The organism is Desulfocicer vacuolatum DSM 3385 (genome assembly GCF_900176365.1).
GTDB classification, from domain to species: Bacteria; Desulfobacterota; Desulfobacteria; order Desulfobacterales; family Desulfobacteraceae; genus Desulfocicer; species Desulfocicer vacuolatum.
Genome location: NZ_FWXY01000024.1, coordinates 21839 through 40772, shown reverse-complemented (window position 1 = coordinate 40772; position 18934 = coordinate 21839). Strand labels below are relative to the sequence as shown.

At 46.4% G+C, this 18934-nt stretch carries 18 protein-coding genes; 6 read left to right on the top strand and 12 right to left on the bottom strand.

From position 1 onward, the window contains the following. Window positions 1-39: 39 nt before the first annotated feature. The 3 genes from B9A32_RS17550 to B9A32_RS17540 all read right to left on the bottom strand — a co-directional run bounded on the left by B9A32_RS17550 (window position 40) and on the right by B9A32_RS17540 (window position 2657). On the bottom strand, window positions 40-1122 hold the full coding sequence (locus B9A32_RS17550; protein ID WP_170923889.1) for an efflux RND transporter periplasmic adaptor subunit: 1083 nt from the start codon (window positions 1120-1122) through the stop codon (window positions 40-42). Between the two features lie 282 nt (window positions 1123-1404). After that, complete coding sequence (locus B9A32_RS17545; protein ID WP_084071263.1) at window positions 1405-1710, bottom strand: STAS domain-containing protein; 306 nt, start codon at window positions 1708-1710, stop codon at window positions 1405-1407. An 86-nt stretch (window positions 1711-1796) separates the two neighbouring features. After that, window positions 1797-2657, bottom strand: a complete 861-nt coding sequence (locus B9A32_RS17540) for an amidohydrolase family protein (RefSeq protein ID WP_084071262.1) — start codon at window positions 2655-2657, stop codon at window positions 1797-1799. A gap of 200 nt (window positions 2658-2857) precedes the next feature. Here B9A32_RS17540 and B9A32_RS17535 point away from each other — a divergent pair, with 200 nt between their 5' ends. From B9A32_RS17535 to B9A32_RS17510, 6 genes are all read left to right on the top strand, one after another. Then, on the top strand, window positions 2858-3532 hold the full coding sequence (locus B9A32_RS17535; RefSeq protein WP_232367217.1) for a precorrin-2 dehydrogenase/sirohydrochlorin ferrochelatase family protein: 675 nt from the start codon (window positions 2858-2860) through the stop codon (window positions 3530-3532). After that, window positions 3529-4365 (top strand): c-type cytochrome biogenesis protein CcsB, encoded by an 837-nt coding sequence (ccsB, locus tag B9A32_RS17530; protein WP_084071261.1) that lies wholly within the window; start codon window positions 3529-3531, stop codon window positions 4363-4365. The genes B9A32_RS17535 and ccsB overlap by 4 nt, the downstream gene beginning before the upstream one ends. Before the next feature lie 196 nt (window positions 4366-4561). Continuing rightward, window positions 4562-5839 (top strand): glutamyl-tRNA reductase, encoded by a 1278-nt coding sequence (gene hemA / locus B9A32_RS17525; RefSeq protein ID WP_084071260.1) that lies wholly within the window; start codon window positions 4562-4564, stop codon window positions 5837-5839. 236 nt (window positions 5840-6075) lie between these two features. Further along, window positions 6076-6438, top strand: coding sequence for an RNA polymerase-binding protein DksA (dksA, locus tag B9A32_RS17520; RefSeq protein ID WP_084071259.1), 363 nt, complete (start codon window positions 6076-6078; stop codon window positions 6436-6438). 13 nt (window positions 6439-6451) lie between these two features. After that, window positions 6452-8095, top strand: coding sequence for a ribonuclease III (rnc, locus tag B9A32_RS17515; RefSeq protein ID WP_084071288.1), 1644 nt, complete (start codon window positions 6452-6454; stop codon window positions 8093-8095). Window positions 8096-8098: 3 nt separating this feature from the next. After that, window positions 8099-9124, top strand: coding sequence for an elongator complex protein 3 (locus tag B9A32_RS17510; protein ID WP_084071258.1), 1026 nt, complete (start codon window positions 8099-8101; stop codon window positions 9122-9124). 21 nt (window positions 9125-9145) lie between these two features. On the opposite strand, the gene B9A32_RS17505 is transcribed toward B9A32_RS17510, so the two are convergent. From B9A32_RS17505 to B9A32_RS17455, 9 genes are all read right to left on the bottom strand, one after another. Next, window positions 9146-9613, bottom strand: coding sequence for a YehS family protein (locus B9A32_RS17505; protein ID WP_084071287.1), 468 nt, complete (start codon window positions 9611-9613; stop codon window positions 9146-9148). Next, on the bottom strand, window positions 9613-10635 hold the full coding sequence (locus tag B9A32_RS17500) for an ABC transporter ATP-binding protein (protein WP_084071257.1): 1023 nt from the start codon (window positions 10633-10635) through the stop codon (window positions 9613-9615). The genes B9A32_RS17505 and B9A32_RS17500 overlap by 1 nt, the downstream gene beginning before the upstream one ends. 30 nt (window positions 10636-10665) lie before the next feature. Continuing rightward, a complete protein-coding gene (locus tag B9A32_RS17495; protein ID WP_084071256.1) occupies window positions 10666-11631 on the bottom strand; it encodes an ABC transporter ATP-binding protein in 966 nt (321 codons plus the stop codon). 6 nt (window positions 11632-11637) lie between these two features. Then, on the bottom strand, window positions 11638-12573 hold the full coding sequence (locus tag B9A32_RS17490) for an ABC transporter permease (RefSeq protein ID WP_232367216.1): 936 nt from the start codon (window positions 12571-12573) through the stop codon (window positions 11638-11640). Window positions 12574-12589: 16 nt separating this feature from the next. Then, window positions 12590-13813, bottom strand: a complete 1224-nt coding sequence (gene iscB / locus B9A32_RS17485) for an RNA-guided endonuclease IscB (RefSeq protein ID WP_084071254.1) — start codon at window positions 13811-13813, stop codon at window positions 12590-12592. A gap of 319 nt (window positions 13814-14132) precedes the next feature. Then, window positions 14133-15116, bottom strand: a complete 984-nt coding sequence (locus B9A32_RS17480) for an ABC transporter permease (protein ID WP_084071253.1) — start codon at window positions 15114-15116, stop codon at window positions 14133-14135. Between the two features lie 144 nt (window positions 15117-15260). After that, window positions 15261-16814, bottom strand: coding sequence for an ABC transporter substrate-binding protein (locus B9A32_RS17475; protein ID WP_084071252.1), 1554 nt, complete (start codon window positions 16812-16814; stop codon window positions 15261-15263). A 423-nt stretch (window positions 16815-17237) separates the two neighbouring features. Next, window positions 17238-17537: a YciI family protein gene (locus B9A32_RS17465; RefSeq protein WP_084071250.1), complete on the bottom strand. Its 300-nt coding sequence runs from the start codon at window positions 17535-17537 to the stop codon at window positions 17238-17240. Between the two features lie 665 nt (window positions 17538-18202). Continuing rightward, the gene (locus B9A32_RS17455) at window positions 18203-18694 is read right to left on the bottom strand and encodes a 2-thiouracil desulfurase family protein (protein WP_084071248.1); all 492 of its coding nucleotides are present in this window, start codon (window positions 18692-18694) and stop codon (window positions 18203-18205) included. Window positions 18695-18934: the final 240 nt, after the last annotated feature.

Sequence of the window (18934 nt, the reverse complement as noted above, 5' to 3'; positions counted from 1 at the left end):
CAGGTGAATATGGGGTGCTGACCGAATATTCACTGATTTTTACCTTTCCGGTGCCTTGACAACTTCAACCCCCTGGCCCGGGCGCAAGCGCTCATTGCCGTCCACCACCAGGGCCATGCCTTTGGTAATTTTGCCGGGGCCCACGGCCACATTTTCCCCCACATAGGAAAGGATGGTCACAGGAATGGGAACGGATTTACCCTTATCCACAGTATACACCATATCCTGACCATTGAAATTTATCAGGGCATCCCTGGGAATCAAAAGCATATTCTTTTTTTCCCCCACGGGCATGGACACTGTGGCAGACATATTCAACACCGGATGCGCCAGTTCCGGCAGCTTCACCTTTACAAAAACGCTCCGGGTCTGGGGGTCGGCCACGGGAATAATGCCGTCAATGGTACCGATATCGTTCATACCCAGGGCATCAATGGCCACCGGCACTTTTTCGCCCTTGCGGGCAAAGGTAAGAAGCTTTTCAGAAACCGGCACCTTGACAAAAAGATCATTTATGGAGCCCACAACGCACAGACGCCCCCCTGGAGAGACCCAGTCCCCGGTGTCTGCTTTTTTTTCAATGACTACCCCGTCAAAAGGGGCTCTGATAAGGCTTTTACGCTTTTTAAGGCGGGCCAGGGCAAGCTGTTTTTCAAGTATGACGGCCTGGCGCACAAGATCCTCCCGGGACAGCACAATGTCATCGTACTCTGCCTCACTCACCGCTTTTTGATTAAACAACGTTTCATAGCGTTTCAAGCTCTTTTCCGCCCTGCCCAGACGCACCTTTATCTGGGCCATACCCGCCTGCACCGATGCAATCTCGTTGTCAACAAAATCGGTGTTCAGGCCAAACATCACCTGCCCTTTTTTCACCCGATCCCCTTCCCGGACATGGGCCGCATTGACAAGCCCGCTGACCTCTGTGGAGAGATGACTCACACGATCAAAAAAAAGAGTTCCCACCACCCGGGTGGTTTCTGCAACATTTTTTTCAATCACCGGAGCGGTCACCACCCGGGTCAAGAGGGCACCCTCCCCTGCAGCCATGAGATATCCGGGCCATACCATTCCCAGGGCCAGACACAAAACCGGCCACATCTTTTCAAATTTATTTTTCATACAATCTCCACTTGGGTTATCTGTTTCCGGACCCACCGCCATATCATCTACCCAATAACTGCCACGGGCAGAGCTCAGGGAGTCAGATTTTATTGACTCAACTTTCGGGCTTCATTCCAAAGCCGGCATTTTTAAATGTACCGATGGGCTCAGTGTGCCAGCGGGGTCAGGCTTTTGTTATTCCGGAACTGTAGACAGCTCAACTGTCCGGTTCCCATTGCCCATCGGGGGGCGGCTCTGCCTTAGGTAAAATTGGGGGCTGCCTTTTCATACAAAAAAAATTCAGACAGCCTCCACAGTGAACCGACGATTTAAGCGCATGGTGCTGAAAAGGCCAAAAACATAATGGCACACATTAATCACCTTAAGCTCCCTGGCCGCCCTTGCCAATTTATTATGGATGGAAATAATAACACCAATGCCAATGGAATCCACCATTTCCACGCCTTTAAGATCAATGACAAGATCACCGGAATTGGCTTCAATGGTTAAAAGCAGTTCCTGCTTAAAATCCTCTGCCACGGAAGCGACGATATCCATATTAGGTCTTACAATGGTTCGATTTCCTTCTACAATGATTTCACTCATTCCTGCCTCCTGAATACAGGTGAGCAGGCCCAAACAGATGAAGATGGGCTGCTGACCGAATATTCACTTTTGTTTCAAACACTTTTTTAAAAATCAGGGTCCGCATCCGGCCACAGCAATGCTGCCGCATTTTTACCACTGACCATGGCCCGCTCTTCCAAAGACATCCCTGATACATCAAAATCCTTATAATATCTTGCCGGTTTCAATAAGGGGAAATCCGTGCCAAACAAAACCTTGTCAATAACCCCAATTTCCGCTGCAGCCCGATAAATTCCGGTATCATACAAAAAAGGAGAGGCTGCTGTGTCATACCATATATTTTTCAATATTTTTTTGGCATCTTTTTTTAACAGGTGATAGAACAGCACCCCTCCTCCCCAGTGGGCCAACACAATTTTATTATCAGGGAAACGCCGGGCCAGCGCATAAATCTGTTCAATTGTCACCGGTGTTTTACCGGGATATTTGTGTCCCACAGGCTCATTGGTGTGAATCATCACCGGCAGATTTCCAGCCGCAAGGCACACCGCCATAACAGGCTCAAGCCGGTCAAGGGCGTGTTCATCAATGCCGGAAAGATAAAAGGCAAGCTCCCCCACCCCGGAAAGTCCCCCTTTTATGCAACGGTCCGCCTCACCGGCAGCACCATCCCAGGACATATCAAAACAGGCAAAACCTTTTAAGCGATCCGGGTAGCGTCCCACCGCCTCCAGAATATAATCGTTGTTCAACCTGGCCGTATCGGCATTGATCCACGGGAAGCCAAAAACCGCCGCAAAATCGACCCCTTGTTCATCCATGGTCTCCACCAGGGCATCCACCCCCACCAGCTGGGATTTAGGGGTGTCATACAGCAACTCAAAGGCGGGTTCATTGTCAAAAAATTCTTCCCGGGCGTTACGGATGGCTCCAGGAAAAATATGGGTATGGAAATCAATAATCATAATAAAGACATCTCCATTTTTTTTATATGAAACACTCCGCAAACCGTGGGGGGTATTTCAAGCGTTGTTGTGGGCAGGGCCGGATCAGAATACGGTTTGCCCGTGGCAGTTATTAGAATTTCTGGAAAGTTTAGTTAAGCATTGAAAATTCAATTGACTTTACATATAATGACCCTCTTTTATAAACAAGGAGATTTTTATTGAGTTCTATTCCATACTATCCTGTTCATCTCAAGGTCAAGGGAAAAACCTGCCTGGTGGTGGGGGGAGGAAAGGTCGGCATGCGAAAGGCCCGGACCCTTGCAAAAAGCGGTGCCCTGGTTAAAATGGTCAGTCCCCGGCTCATGGACACAATCCCCCGGGAAACGGCGGATAGGATCTCATGGATATCAGAACCGTACACCCCGGAACATATTGTGGGAACCACCCTTGTGTTTGCCGCCACGGATCAGCGGCAACTGAACCGGCAAATTGCCGCAGATGCCAGAAGCAAAGGCATTTTGTGTAATATTGCCGATGACCCTGATGCCTCGGATTTTATTTTGCCTGCCATTGTTCACAGGGGGGACCTGATCCTCACGGTGTCAACATCGGGGAACAGCCCTGCCTTTGCAAAAAAACTGCGGCAGGATCTGGAGGCCCGGTTTGGTGAAGAATACGCAGATTTTCTGCTCCTCATGGGAAAAATTCGTTCCCGATTACTGGCACAGGGACATGCCCCGGACAGACACAAAGCCATATTTTCCACCCTGATAAATGAAGATCTCCTTGGCATGATCATGGAAAATCAAACTGACAAAATCAACCACCTGCTCCTATCCATCCTTGGCAGTGGCTATACCTATGAAAACCTGATGCCCGGAGATCCCACATGACACTGGACACCATACCCACCGGACTGTTTTTTATTGCAACGGCATTGTACACGGCCAGCACCGTGGGCTATGCCCTTTATCTTTTCATGCAAAAAGAAAAAATGCAACATACGGCCCTTTCCCTTATTCTTGCCGGATTCATCTTCCATGCCATGGGTACTCTCATGGTGAGTGTGCAAATGGGGACACTGCCCATACACAATCTTAAAGAAACACTGTCCATTGCGGCCCTGGCACTGTCAGGCATGTTTCTGGTACTTAAGACGAAATTCAACTTGAAAATACTGGGTATCTTTGCAGCCCCCCTGGTTGCCTTGATGATGATGGCCATGGTGGCCCTGCCCGGGGCACCGGTTCCTGCGGGTTCTTTTTTAAAAGGGTTCTGGCTGGTCTCCCATATTATATTGATTTTCTCCGGAGAGGCGGCCCTGGCCCTGGCATGTGGTGCCGGTATCCTTTATATTTTACAGGAAAATGCCATCAAGGCAAAAAAAAGAGGGTTCTTTTTTACCCGGCTTCCCTCGCTGGATCTCCTGGACAGCACAAGTTACACCTGCGTGATCACGGGATTTGCCATGCTCACAGCAGGTCTTATCACAGGCCTTGTGTATGCAAAGGCCGTGTGGGGAAGCTTCTGGACCTGGGACCCCAAGGAAATCTGGTCAGCCGTAACCTGGCTTGTCTATGCCGCCCTTTTACACGGTCGGCTCACCTCGGGCTGGCAGGGTAGACGATCGGCCATCATGACCATTATCGGTTTTGCCGTTCTTGTGTTTACCTTTCTGGGCGTCAATTTTCTCATCGGTGGTCACCACCGGGGATTTACCATGTGAGTTTAAAAAATGATCAGAGAATCACGGCCCTGCCTTGCCGGATATTAATCCAAAAGGTCCGGCAACAGGGGAATCACTGCTCATTGAAGTATTTCAGGCGGAGTTTTTATAAAAAATGAAGATAGATACATCCCATGGGTTGTCCTGTGAACCATATACTGCCCCCCATGACAATCCATGTATAAATAGAGGCACAATGCCACAAATAACACTCATTGGGATCAATCATAAAACTGCCCCCGTGGCATTGAGAGAAGTTCTCTCCTTCACCGGAGATGAGGCAGATGTTGCCCTGCGTGACCTTTTTCAGCAACCTGAAATCAGGGAGCTGGTGCTTTTTTCCACCTGTAACAGAATGGAAATTCTGTTTATTCCGGCCCGGGGAGACGGTCAGGATTGTGTTAAAACATTTATATCCCGGTTTAAATCCGTTCCTGTGGAAAAATTTGAAAGCGCCCTTTATATCCACACAGGTGACAAAGCCATCCGCCATCTTTTCCGGGTGGCCTGCAGCCTGGATTCCATGATGGTGGGGGAACCCCAGATCCTGGGTCAGGTGAAAAAATCCTATCGCAACAGTGTGGCAGCCAACACCTCAGGTGTTATCCTGAACCGTGTGATGCACAAAGCCTTTAACATTGCAAAAAAAGTAAGAAGAGAAACAGGCATCGGGGACAATGCCGTATCCATCAGCTATGCTGCCACGGAACTTGCCGGAAAGATATTCAGTGACATCAGCACCCGAAGCGTAATGCTGCTGGGGGCCGGTGAAATGGCAGAGCTTGCCGTGGAACACCTTATTTCAAGCGGTGTTAAAGAAATTGTGGTGGCCAACAGAACCTTTTGCAATGCCATTACCCTGGCGGAAAAATTCCATGGCAAGGCTGTAAAATTTGAAGAAATGGAACATTTTTTAAAAGAAGTGGACATCATCATCAGCTCCACCGGGGCCACGGAATTTATCCTCACGGCTCCCCAGCTTAAACGCATCATGCGTTCCAGAAAAAACCGCCCCTTGTTTTTCATTGACATTGCCGTGCCAAGGGATCTGGACCCGGACATCAACCGGATAAACAACTGCTTTCTCTATGACATTGATGATTTACAGGATATTGTCAATGACAACATTGAAGAACGGAACAAAGAAGCTGTCAAAGGCGAACGGCTGGTGGATGAGGCCGTGATCAAATTCATAAACTGGATGGAAAGCCTGGAGATGGTCCCCACCATTGTGGCCATTCGAAAAAAAATTGATGCCATTGCCCAGGCAGAAATCAAAAAAACCATGCATTCCATGCCCCATCTCTCCCCCCGGGACCACGAAGCCATCCAGCGCATGACCCGTTCCATTGCCGATAAAATCATGCATGACCCCATTCGGTTTTTAAAAAACATGGGGAACCACAGAGATGACGCCCGGTACCTCAACGCGGCCCGACACTTGTTTAACCTTGATCACACAGAAGAGCTTTAAGCCCCTTTCAGAGTAGACATACGGAAGGCCTGACTTCAATTTTAAACTTTACTTTATCATGGATAAAGATTACAATACTAAATTCAACTTTCGGGATTCATTCATTAAAGATGGAGATTGGCTCCGGCAACTGACGCGGCGGCATTGCATCCTTGGTTCACCGGAATCAAACCCGAAAATTTGAATCTGTTATTTTTAATCTGATCAGAAGCAACCCAAAGTCGAAGGATAGAACCATGGAAGAAAAAGAGATACAGTTTTTTAAAGAACTTTTGACAGAAAGACTCAATGATCTGCTTTCCCATGCTGATACCACTGTAACCGGAATGACACTTCCCAAGGACAATTTTGCAGATCCCACGGACCGGGCCTCCCACGAATCAGAACGCAATTTTGAGCTCAGAATCAGAGACCGGGAACATAAGCTCATCAAAAAAGTTAAAAAAGCATTGATTCGCATTGAAAATAACACCTTTGGTATCTGTGAAACCTGTGGAGATGATATTTCCCCGGCACGACTGAAGGCCCGCCCGGTGACCACCCAGTGCATTGAATGCAAAACCAGGGAAGAAATGATGGAAAAAGCCCTTGGTATTTAAGGACAGCATACCCGTGATCGACCTTCATATTCACTCCAGTGCCTCGGATGGCACCTGCAGCCCGGAAGAAATTGTGGATCAGGCCCGGGAGCTGGGACTTAAGGCCATTGCCATTGCCGATCACGATACCATAGACGGGGTGTGCCGGGTCATGGACACCGGCATTCCCCAGTCCCTTGAATTCATGACCGGCATCGAGATCAGTGCAAGCCCCCTTGACCGCATGAACGGAGGAGGCAGTTTTCATATTCTGGGCTATGGGTTCAGTATTTATGATAATTTCCTGCACAAAACCCTGGAAACCCTGCAGCAGGCCCGGGAAAACCGAAACCCCCGGATCATAGAAAAACTTCAACAGACAGGCATCGATATTTCCCTTGGGGATGTTGAAAAAATCTGTGGCAACGGCCAGATGGGACGTCCCCACATTGCCCTTGCTCTGATGGAAAAAAACGTGGTGGCCACCTTTGATGAAGCATTTGACCGTTACCTTGCCACCGGTCGACCGGCCCATGTGGATAAGGCAAGACTCTCCTGCCAAGACGCCATACAGCTTATCAAAAGGGCCGGAGGCGTTGCTGTTCTGGCCCATCCGGGACTTATTTCCCCCCCAGACACCTACCCCATGGGAGAGCTCATTGATGATCTTGTGGCCATGGGACTTGACGGCATTGAAGCCCACCACACGGATCATTCGGAAGAACAGACCCGGTATTTTGAAAAAATGGCCCAAAACAGAGGCCTGCTGGTCACCGGAGGATCTGATTTCCATGGCGATATGAAACCTGAAGTGCAGATGGGCAGGGGCACTGGAAATCTTCATATCCCATGCCATCTGTTTGAAAACCTTTCCAATGCCGTGGCTGATCTTCACAAATCCCCGGCGGCCCTGGAAATCCTTGAAGAAAACCTGGGTCACACCTTCACTGACAAAGAACTTCTGGCCACGGCCCTGCGCCACAGCTCCTATGTGAACGAATCCCAGGACGTAACCCTTTGTGACAACCAGCGCCTGGAATTCATGGGAGATGCGGTGCTGGGTCTTGTTATTGGTGAATTTCTCATGGAGCAGGCCCCGGAAATGAAGGAAGGGGATCTGTCCAAGATGCGGGCAGGTCTGGTCAGCGAACCCGGCCTTGCAACCATGGCCAGGAAAATTGATCTGGGACGATTTATTTCCCTTGGCAAAGGCGAGTGGCTCTCCGGCGGTGCAGAAAAAAACTCCATCCTTGCCGACACCTTTGAAGCGGTGATGGCGGCCATCTATCTCGACCTTGGATTTATCCAAACCGCCCATCTGATCAAAGACCTTTTCCAGGACGAGGTGGCCCATATTTCCAGCAGTGCCACTGTGGTGGATGACCATAAAAGCCTTTTACAGGAATACGTCCAGGAAATGGGTGAAACAGCGCCTCGCTATGCGGTTTGTGGAGAACAGGGACCGGACCATGCCAAAACATTTGAGGTCAAATTAAAGGTGTGCGACATCCAGGCCACAGGCATGGGAAAAAGCAAAAAAGCAGCAGAGCAGGATGCTGCCCAAAAGGCTTTGAAGCACCTGAAAAAAAGAAAAATCCTCACATCGGATAATCCCCCGACCCAATCCAACGGGCAAGACAGTGCACAAAATTGCGACAACAATGTGTGCCGGGAATAATCCATGCGCTCTGAAAAACCCCTGGTCATCCCCATTTTCATCCCCCATTCCGGTTGCCCACACCAATGTGCCTTTTGCAATCAATCCATCATCACCAGCCAAAGCCATCCCCTGCCCGATGCCGACTTCATTGAAAAAGAGGTGAATCGTTTCCTGGAATTTAAGGGGAAACGACGTCAGGTGCAACTGGCTTTCTTTGGCGGCAATTTTCTGGGGCTTCCCCAAGAAAAAATTGTGGATCTTCTGGAATGTGCAAAGCAATTGGTAAATGAAGGAAAAATTGACGATGTTAGATGCTCCACCCGGCCGGATACCATCTCTGAATCAATTCTTGGGGCCATTAAAAACTATGATTTAACCACTGTGGAGCTGGGGGTTCAATCCATGGACAACCGGGTTTTAGCACAGGCCCGCCGGGGTCACACCCGGGAAGATACCAAGAATGCTGCCGGTATTCTCAAGGCATATGGTATTCACACCGGCATGCAGATGATGGTGGGGCTCCCCGGTGATACCTTTCGCACGGCCCTTGAAACGGCTGAGGCCATCTGCCGTTTAAAACCGGATTTCATGCGCATATACCCTTTAATTGTACTTGAGGGAAGTGTGATGACCCGGTGGTATCGCCAGGGCCGGTATATCCCCATGGAATTATCTGAAAGCGTCACCCTGGTGAAAGAGCTGTACAAAATATTCAACCAACACAAAATCCCGGTGATACGCATGGGTCTCCAGGCCTCGGATCTTCTCCAGGACCCCCAATCCATGGTGGCAGGACCCTGGCATCCGGCCTTTGGACATCTGGTTTTTTCGGAATTATTTCTTGACAGAACATTGGATGAAATTGAGAAAAAATACCCCATGACCGTGCCGGAACAGCTCATCTTGACCGTACATCCGGCATCCCACTCCCGGCTCCGGGGGGATAAAAATCATAATATGAAAATATTGCAATCAAAATATCCCCGGAGTAATTTCACCGTAAAAACAGATTCCCGGCTGGGCCGGGAAACAATTATAATTTCATAATTTTGGTTTGTATACGACACTTCACCGCCGATGACGAATCCCAAGCCCCTTTAAAAAATTGCGCAAAAACTGATCCTGGCAGGGCCGGAAATTCTTGTGCCCCTCTTTGCGGAACAGTGCTGTTAATTCGCCCTTAGAAACAGAGACACCGGCCAGTTGAAATATTTCCATGAGATCTTCCTGCCTCAATTCCAGGGCAATCTTCATTTTTTTCAATATAATATTGTTATTCAATGGCTGGGATGATTTAAACGATGTCTGTGCCCCATCCTCTCTTGCCCCACGGTTATAGGTAATCAGCCCATCCAGAAACAGACCCATGGCATCATCACCGCAAACCCTGAATCCCGGTTCATCGTCTTTTTTAAGCAGGGCCTTTACGCCGGCAAGATCCACATTACACTTTCCCATGGAAAAAATTTTCACCATGGTGGCATCTTTAATATCCAGGGCATAACGAAACCTGCGCAGTACATCATTGTTATCCATCACACCATCTCCCAATTTTCTTCAACCCCATGGCAGGCCACAAAGGTACCGTCCCCAAGGGACAAAAGTTTTGGAACCTCTTGAACACAACGTTCCCGGGCATAAACACAACGGCCATGGAACACGCAACCCGTGGGAAGATTCACCGGGGTGGGCACCTCTCCCTTTAATTTAATATGCTTGGCCTTTTTTTCCCCCACCCGGGGAATGGCACTGATCAATGCCCGGGTATAGGGGTGCCGGGCCGTGGCAAACAAGGCATCAGCCTTTGCCACCTCACACAGGGTGCCAAGGTACATCACAGCCACACGACTGCTGATGTGCTGCACCACAGAAAGATCATGGGTGATAAAAAGATAGGTCAGCCCCCGATCCCTTCCCGCTTCCATGAGAAGATTTAAGATCTGGGCCTGGATGGAGACATCCAATGCAGACACCGGCTCATCGGCCACAATAAAATCAGGATCAAGGATCAATGCCCTTGCAATACTGATGCGCTGGCGCTGTCCCCCGGAAAACTCATGGGGATACCGACCCTTCCAGGCAGGATTCACCCCCACATCTTCCATCACCGAGGCAATTTTATCCTCAACCGCTGTGGCATTAATACCCGGATTATGAAACCGCAGGGGTTCTGCCAGGGTCTGCCACACCGTTTTCCGGGGATTTAGTGAGGCGTAGGGGTCCTGGAAAATCATTTGCAATTTTTTGCGAAAGGGCAGCATTTTTTCATGGGTCAGATGGTCAATGCGTTCCCCCTTGTAAAGCACCTCTCCGGAATTGGGAGGGTAAAGGCCCATGACCACCCGGGCCAGGGTGGATTTACCGCAACCGCTTTCCCCCACCACGCTCAGGGTTTCACCTTTTTTAATTTCAAGACTGACGTCATTCACCGCTTTTACAGTGGTTTTTTTTCTGACAATTTTTCCGTTTTGAAAGCTGAGCTGATCCAGCACCCCTCCGGAAATATCAAAATGTTTAACAATATTTTTTATACTGAGAATTGAAGTATTAGTATCCATAATATCCTTGCTAAAATCAATGGCGCGTGATCATTGTCCAACCATATGACATGCGGCCATAATCCCCTGTTTTGTGGACAGCAGTTTGGGTTCTTTTTCCAGGCACACCGGCTCTTTAACGGGACACCGGGGATTAAAGGCGCACCCCGGTGGAATATCTGTCAAATTGGGCATCATGCCGGGAATCTGGTAAAGATCCTCCCCGGGCTTTATCATACCGGGCAACGATTTAATAAGGCCCTTGGTATAGGGATGGGCCGGATTTGTCACCACCTGATCCGTGGCACCGGCTTCTATGATTTTACCGGCATACATCACTGCCATTTTTTCCGTCACCTGGGATACCACCCCAAGATCATGGGTAATGAGAATCAGCCCCATTTCATCTGTGTCACAAAGTTCCTGGAGTAAATCCATGATCTCCGCCTGGATGGTGACATCAAGGGCCGTGGTGGGTTCATCGGCAATAATAAGCGCGGGATCAGTGAGCAATGACATGGCAATGATAATTCGCTGACGCATGCCCCCGGAAAACTCGTGGGGGTACTGGGAAAGACGTTTTTCCGGCGAAGGAATATAAACTTTCTTCAACTTTTCAAGGACAATTTTTTCCGCATCATGACGGGAAATGTTTCTATGGGCCTTAAGGGTTTCCACCATCTGGGTACCAATGGTAAAGACAGGATTAAGGGTCATCATGGGGTCCTGGAAAATCATGCTGATGCGGTTTCCCCGGATCTTTCGCATTTTTTCATCGGAAAAGGAACTGATCTCCTCTCCGTTGAACAATATTCTGCCCCCGGAAATAAATCCGGGCTTGGAGATAAGATTAATAATGGCAAACCCGGTGACAGATTTACCGGCCCCGCTTTCCCCCACAATGCCCATTTTTTCCCCGGGGTCCAGGGTGAAGCTGGCCCCGTTAATGGCGGTGAGATCCCCGCCCCTCAGAGCAAATTTAACTTCCAGATCCTCTACTTCCAAAAGATGAGACATAAGACACTATCCTTTATACAATTTCGGGTTAAGGACATCCCTCATCCAGTCCCCCAGAAGATTGATCACCAGCACAAATAAAATAAGAAAAATACCGGGGAATATGGTGATCCACCAGATGCCGGAAAAAATATATTCAAATCCCGATTTAATCAAAGACCCCAACGAAGGCATGGTAACCGGCATACCCAACCCCAGAAAGGACAAGGCCGCCTCACTCATGACAGCATTGGCCACCTGTATGGTGGAAATCACCATCACCGATGTCAGGGTATTGGGAAGCACATGGCGCACCATGATCACCGGCCGGGAAAGACCGATCACCCTTGCTGCCTCCACATATTCCTTATTTTTCTCCCCCATGACCGAAGCCCTGATGGTCCTTGCATACACCGGCCATTCAGAAAGCCCGATGATGACAACAAGAAGGGGCACGGCAAGTTTTTCATAACTGCCAATGCCAAATAGAATCTGAAATACTGCACTGATGAAAATGGCCACCATGAGATAGGGAAAGGAAAACTGAATATCTGCCATGCGCATGAGTACGGCATCCACCTTTCCCCCCACATACCCTGCGGTGAGTCCCACCATGATACCGATCATGGCTTGGAGAAACACCGCTCCAAGACCAATCATCACCGAAATACGCAATCCGTAAAACATGGTGGACAACAGATCTCGACCCATATTGTCTGTGCCCAGAAGAAACTGTGTTGATCCCTCTTCATACCAGGCCGGAGGAATTTCGGAATTCATGATATCAATGTTGGCTGAATCATAGGGATTATAAGGGGAGATAATGGGGGCACCGATGCTCAACAAAAGAAAGAGCACCAGGATGATAAAGCTGACCATAGCCACCTTATCCCGCTTGAAACTGTAAAAAAAATAAGATTCTTTAAATCGCTTAAGAGATGCTTTCATATGTTTTTGTGGCAAGGAAACCCCTACCCCTTTAGGGTAGGGGAGGAATTGCCATCTCCTGTATAATAGTTGTAGTTCTTGCTGTCAGTCTTTGACAATCCTTTTTGACATTAACTGAAGCAGTTAGCGTGTTATTAAAAATATCCATTAAGGCAAAATAACCTGAACTTCTTTTACCTTTAATGAACCCAACTGCCTTACTTGTTCTAATCAAATCAAATTTCCTTAATCCAAATAATTTTCCGGTTGGAATTTTTTTTTCGGATCTCTTACCTTTTGTTAGCTGATAATCACCTGAAGGTATATGTTTTTTATGAAATATTTTATCCAATAATTTAACATCCGCTTGTCCACAGATCGCCACAGCATCAAGATAATGAGTTTTGTCTAATTTAAGAATTTGCTCTCTAAAATATTTAGTCTCATATCCAAAAGTTTCCTTAAAATCCCAATAATTTTTTAATTGAGATTTAACTATTCCAAGTTCAGCTGCATGTTTTGTTCTGGATTTTCCGGTCTTTAATTTAAATTTTCCAGCATGAAGATTTTTATGACAATTTTCACACAAAGTAATTAAATTATCAGGCGTATTTGTTCCTCCTTTTGATCTAAAAACAATATGATGAACATTGAGTTTCTTAGAATGCTCGACTTTCTGCCTTGACTGACATTTATAATTATCCCTACTCAGGATATAAGCCTTAATATTGTAGAAGCCTTTTTGATTTCCATCTTGATAACTTTTCCCATTCACGTTTGGATTGTTGATTTTGTGAATATCGAAACTGGCGGTTTCTACAATCCATTCAGTAACTGGCAGGAGAGACTCTACAAAAACTTTTTCTCTTAAATGAGATTCTACTTTTGATTTAATGCTTGGAGCCAACCGCCCCTTTTTCTTCATGGAAGCCCGATTAGCCCAACGAGCAGGTCTGTATCTTGTTTTTCTTCCCCTTCTCGTTCTCCTGTAATTCTTCCGAACTTGCATTTTTTTTGAAACATCTTGCCTGATCTGGATTTCAGATTGATAAACAACTTGATTGTTAGCAATAGCAGCACATCCAATAACTTTAGAGCCAGTATCCATACCTACAATCACCGGCTGTTTATATCCACTTGAACCAAATATTAATTTGATTGTAAATGGCATTCGGTTTATTACCTTGGCCTTGCCTTCTTTTAATAATCTTTTAGCTTTTGAAGGCTTGCAGGGCATTAGTGGCTCTTTTTTTTGATTAAGTACAAAAACTAATATAAAGTTTTTCCTCTTCAGGTTATGCGTATTTCCAATCTATTACCAATTGGAAAATCCGACTTCCCCTCGACAAAGATAAATAGGCTTCAAAGCTTATATCACTGGGTCTTCCCTCAACCTTTTTTAAATACAAGCGACATTCGATGCTGATCTGGGGCGGCAATCATTTGTGTCATAACCTATCTATCGTAGGTAGAATTTCTTCTACCTGAGTCTGGTAAACTCAAACTTTCTCAAAATCCGAAGATTTCTTAAAAGCTACCACTCTAAAACATTACGGCTTTTTAAAAAGCCGCTATCCCTTTAGGGTAGGGGTAGTTTACTTTCTGCCTGCTATTCTCACTGTGGGATTAATAAAACCATACAGAATGTCCACCAGGGTATTTACCAGCACAAACACCGATCCCACCACAATGAGATAGGCAATGAGAAGGGAAATATCCGATCGTTCCACTGCTTCCAGGAACATATATCCCATGCCCTGCCATTGAAAAACGGTTTCCGTCAGAATGGTAAAGGCAAACATGATACCGATCTGTACCCCAAACACCGTGACAACAGGAAGCAGGGTATTTTTAAAGGCATGGACCAGCCAGATACGCATGGGACTCAACCCCTTGGCCCAGGCATATTTGATATATTCAGTTTCCAACACCTCCATCATTTCCGAACGAATGAGCCGGATGAACAAAGGCAGCATAATGGACGCCAGGGAGATACAGGGCAAAATCAAATGCTCCAGACCGTCCAGGGTTAAAAAACCGGTCTGCCACCAGCCGTTACCAAACAGATCCACGGTTTCTCCCCTGCCATAGGAAGGAAGCCAGTGCAGATTCACTCCAAATACATAGATAAGCATGATGGCAGTGAGAAACACCGGCATGGAAACCCCCAGGGTACTGAACCCCATGACAAAACGGGAAAAAGCGCTCTGGGGCTTTAAAGCCGTGTATACCCCCAGGGGCATGGAAACCAATATGATAATCAGGGCTGCGCCAAACACCAGTTCCAGGGTGGCCGGTGCCTTGCCCACAATCACATCAAGGGCCGGTTTTTTATAAAAAAAGGATTGGCCCAGGTCTCCTTTGGTCACATTTTTAAGAAACCGTAAATATTGCGCAGCAAATGGGTCATTGAGTCCCAATTGATCCCGGATCTGGGCCCGCTCTTCCGGTGTTACCCGCTCGCCCACAAGATCCCGCACCGGATCTCCAATTTTATTTTTAATGGCAAATCCCACCATGCTGATCACAAGCATGACAAAAATGGCCTGGGTAATTCTTCTGATAATAAATGCAAACATAGAGACTCTTCTTCATGTTTGGAGACCACACCACAGGAGAGTCACAGCATTGGATTCCCCCATGGAGCGGTCATGGATTCAGGTGAAAGTTCTGCTTTGTTCCAGGCAGACCCGACTGAAAAAAACCAGGCCTGCCCATGACAATTATTCTACGACAATATCACCAAAGTAAGGAAAATTCATGGAGTTGATAACCGGTGCAATGCCAAGCTCTTTTTTACCGGCATAGGAGTGATTCTGCCAATGAAAAGGAATAAAGGCAGCTTCATCATAAAGGATCTGTTCAATCTCTTTGAGCATGTCAGCCCGTTTTGCCAGGTCCACTTCGGCCTGGGCTGCCAGGGTCAGCTCATCCACTCTTTTATTGCAGTAGTTGCCGCTGTTATACTGGCCGTACCCCGTGGCTTTATCCGGGCACATCATCAAAAATTCGCTGAAATTACCGGAATCCTCTGTATCAGAATGCCATCCAATCAACTGAATATCGGCAACCTGGGCATCAAACTCGTCCCAATACTGGGCCTTGGGCATGGTCTTTAAATTTACTTTAATGTTAATTTTTGCCAGCATCTGGGTGGCGGCTTCTGCAATTTTTTCATCATTAACATAGCGATTATTGGGGGATATCATGGTGCACTCAAAGCCTTTTTCAAGTCCTGCTTCCTTCATGAGAGCCTTGGCTTTTTTAAGGTCATACCGGGGGGTCAATTCAGGTTTGTAGCCGGCATATCCTTCAGGTCCCTGCTGGGCTGCCACAGTGGCAGTGCCTTTCATGATTTTTTTAACAATACCGGCATTGTTAATGGCATAGGCCATGGCCAGGCGTACCCTTGCATCTTTAAACTCAGGACGTCTTTTCTGATTGAGCTGCAGGGTAATAATACGACCGCCGTTACAAGTAACCAGCTTTACGTTGGGATCGGAATCAATGCGTTTAAAATCCTGGGGGGGCACCGGAGTGATGAAATCCACATCACCGGACAAAAGGGCGGCCACCCGGGTGGCATCTTCTTTAATGGGGGTGAGGATCATTTTATCCACATTACCCGGGGATTTTGTATCCCAATAATCCTTAAAGCGCTCAAACACCACTTTTACGCCATGTTCCCGGGAGGTAACCACATAAGGTCCGGTACCCGAAGCATTGTTCAGGGCAAAGGAGGGGCCGATTTTTACAATGGCATCCTTGGGTTGGCCGTTCTCATCATTGCCGGAGTAGAATTCACTGTCCATGGCAAAGAAATAAGTGGCCATATTCAAAAGAAGCGCATAGGGTTTTGCCGTAACAATATCCACTGTATAGTCATCAACAATGGCAACACCCACAAACGGTTCAATGAGACCTTTGTAATCCACACTGTTTCTCATGCGGTCAAAGGTCCATTTAACATCCTTGGCAGTAAAGGTATTGCCGCTGTGAAACTTTACGCCTTTGCGCAGATAAAAACGCATGCGATACTCATTAATGCGCTCCCATTTTGTGGCCAGACGGGGCTCAAAAGTCATCTCCTGGGTCCAACGGACCAGGGGATCAAAGCACCAGTGGGAAAGTTGAAGCATACCGCCTGACAGCTGCACATGGATATCCAGGGAAACCGGATCGGCATCCAGACCCACGGTCATTGTTTTGGCACTTGCAGAAAATCCCACGGACAATACCATGAAAAGCCCCAGGGTCAGCATCATAATTTTCTTCATTACATTCTCCTCCTTGTAATAAAACAATTCATATAACTGCCACGGGCAGACCGTATTCCGATCCGGTTCCGCCCACAACAAATCTTGAGATATCCCTCAGATTTACGGAGTATCTCATATAAAAACGCCACGGGCAAAACTTGTATTTCACCTTGGTTTGCCCAGGACAACGCTCAAGAATTTCCCTTGATTTGAGTTTTTTTACAAAAAAAGTATTGCATCCCATGAAATTAATAACTCAACTTTCGGTGTTCGCATTTCGTGGTGGGGTCAGGCTTTCGTTATTGACATTATCGAGGCTTTTTTCGTTGGCAAAGGCCTTGGTCGATAACATCAATAACAAAAGCCTGACCCCGTCGGTACATTTAAAAATGCCAGCTTTGAAATGAAGCCCGAAAGTTAAGTTAATAAGATCAAAGCAATCTAAGGAGCACAAAAAGGTGCCACCTGGGCCTTTTTAATCTCAATACGTTCCCAGACCTTCCCCGTCACATAGGGTTCGCTATTGAGCCATTCTGCCTCCATGGCCTCTCTGGAATCAAAATCACACACAATCATGGAACCCATCATTTTACCTGCCTCATCCAAAATAGCGGCGGCATAAAGCCAGCGGCCTTTTTTATGCATATCCCCTGCCATGGCAAGGTGTGCTTCCCTGGCAGCCATTCTCCTGTCCAGAGCCTTATCATCCGTTCCATCATATCCTGTTACAATAAATTGCATTCTTTCTCCTTATTTTTATCCATTCACCACTCGTCAACATCTTTACTATTTAACTCAACTTTCGGTGTTCGCATTTCGTGGTGGGGTCAGGCTTTCGTTATTGACATTATCGAGGCTTTTTTCGTTGGCAAAGGCCTTGGTCGATAACATCAATAACAAAAGCCTGACCCCATCGGTACATTTAAAAATGCCGGCTTTGAAATGAAGCCCGAAAGTTGAGTATTTAAAATAGAGTGGTGTTATCCATGCAAACTCAAAAAAACAGTTAAAATCGTATACCTTTAATGGTCTATTTGGCAAACCGTTTTTACAAAAACAGGGACAAATTTATTTTGCGGGAAAATAAATTATCTTATAAACGGCAGCCCACGGGTACCCTAACCAATATATTCAATCAATTCTTTTTTATCCAGATTTTTTTAATTCTTCGGTATTCATCCATTTTCATCATAATTTCCTTTAAATTTGAATATTTCATTGAAATGATTATTTTTCAACCCTTAAGAAAATCACAATTTATTGATTTGCCTTTTATAAATTTCAAAAAATTACTTTTTAAAAACACTGCTTTGTCTAAGAGCTAAATTAAAACCTGTAAGCTCCCTTACAACGCTTTTATTCCGGTTTAATATTTAAACAACCCATAAAAACTTATGATTCTTGAGTTAATTCGGTAACAGGCCTATATATTCCTGGACAGCAGCAAGTTGTTTTTCTGAAAAGACTTTAATGCCGTTTTTCCTTAACAACGCCGCAGTAACCCCTTGACCGGGAATTCGTTTCCCACTGAATGAACCGTCATAAATAGAAGATGAGCCACATGAAGGACTTTTTTCCTTGAGTATGGCAATACGGATGGAAAACCGCTTTGCCAATTCAAGGGCAATCTCGGCTCCCCGGATAAATGCAGCCGTCACATCTTCACCGTTTTTATTTAAAATACCGGCTTTTCCATTGAGTACATCCTCACCACCCCCCTCCACAATTTCCGCCGGAGGCCTTGGAACAAAAAGCCCCCCTTCCACCTCCGGGCACACCACCACCAGACGGCTTTCCCGCTGCCATTTTATAACAATCTCACTTTCAATAGATTGATTTTTATTATCATAACGCACATTCATTCCCAAAAGGCACCCACTGATTAATATTTTTTCCATACACTTTTTTTCCATAAATTTAAATTTTTCATTGACTATGCTGTCAACGCATGCAATGAATAAGCATTCATTTTAAATATTCATAAACAAAAGACAACAAAAAATCTTCATACATAAACTTAAAAACAACAAACTGCACCAATTTTTTACCATAATAATAAATGGTCAAGTTTTTTTAACAAAGACCAGACACTGAATGATCCATCCAAAGAAACCCGGGGGATCATAGCAGAATAAAAA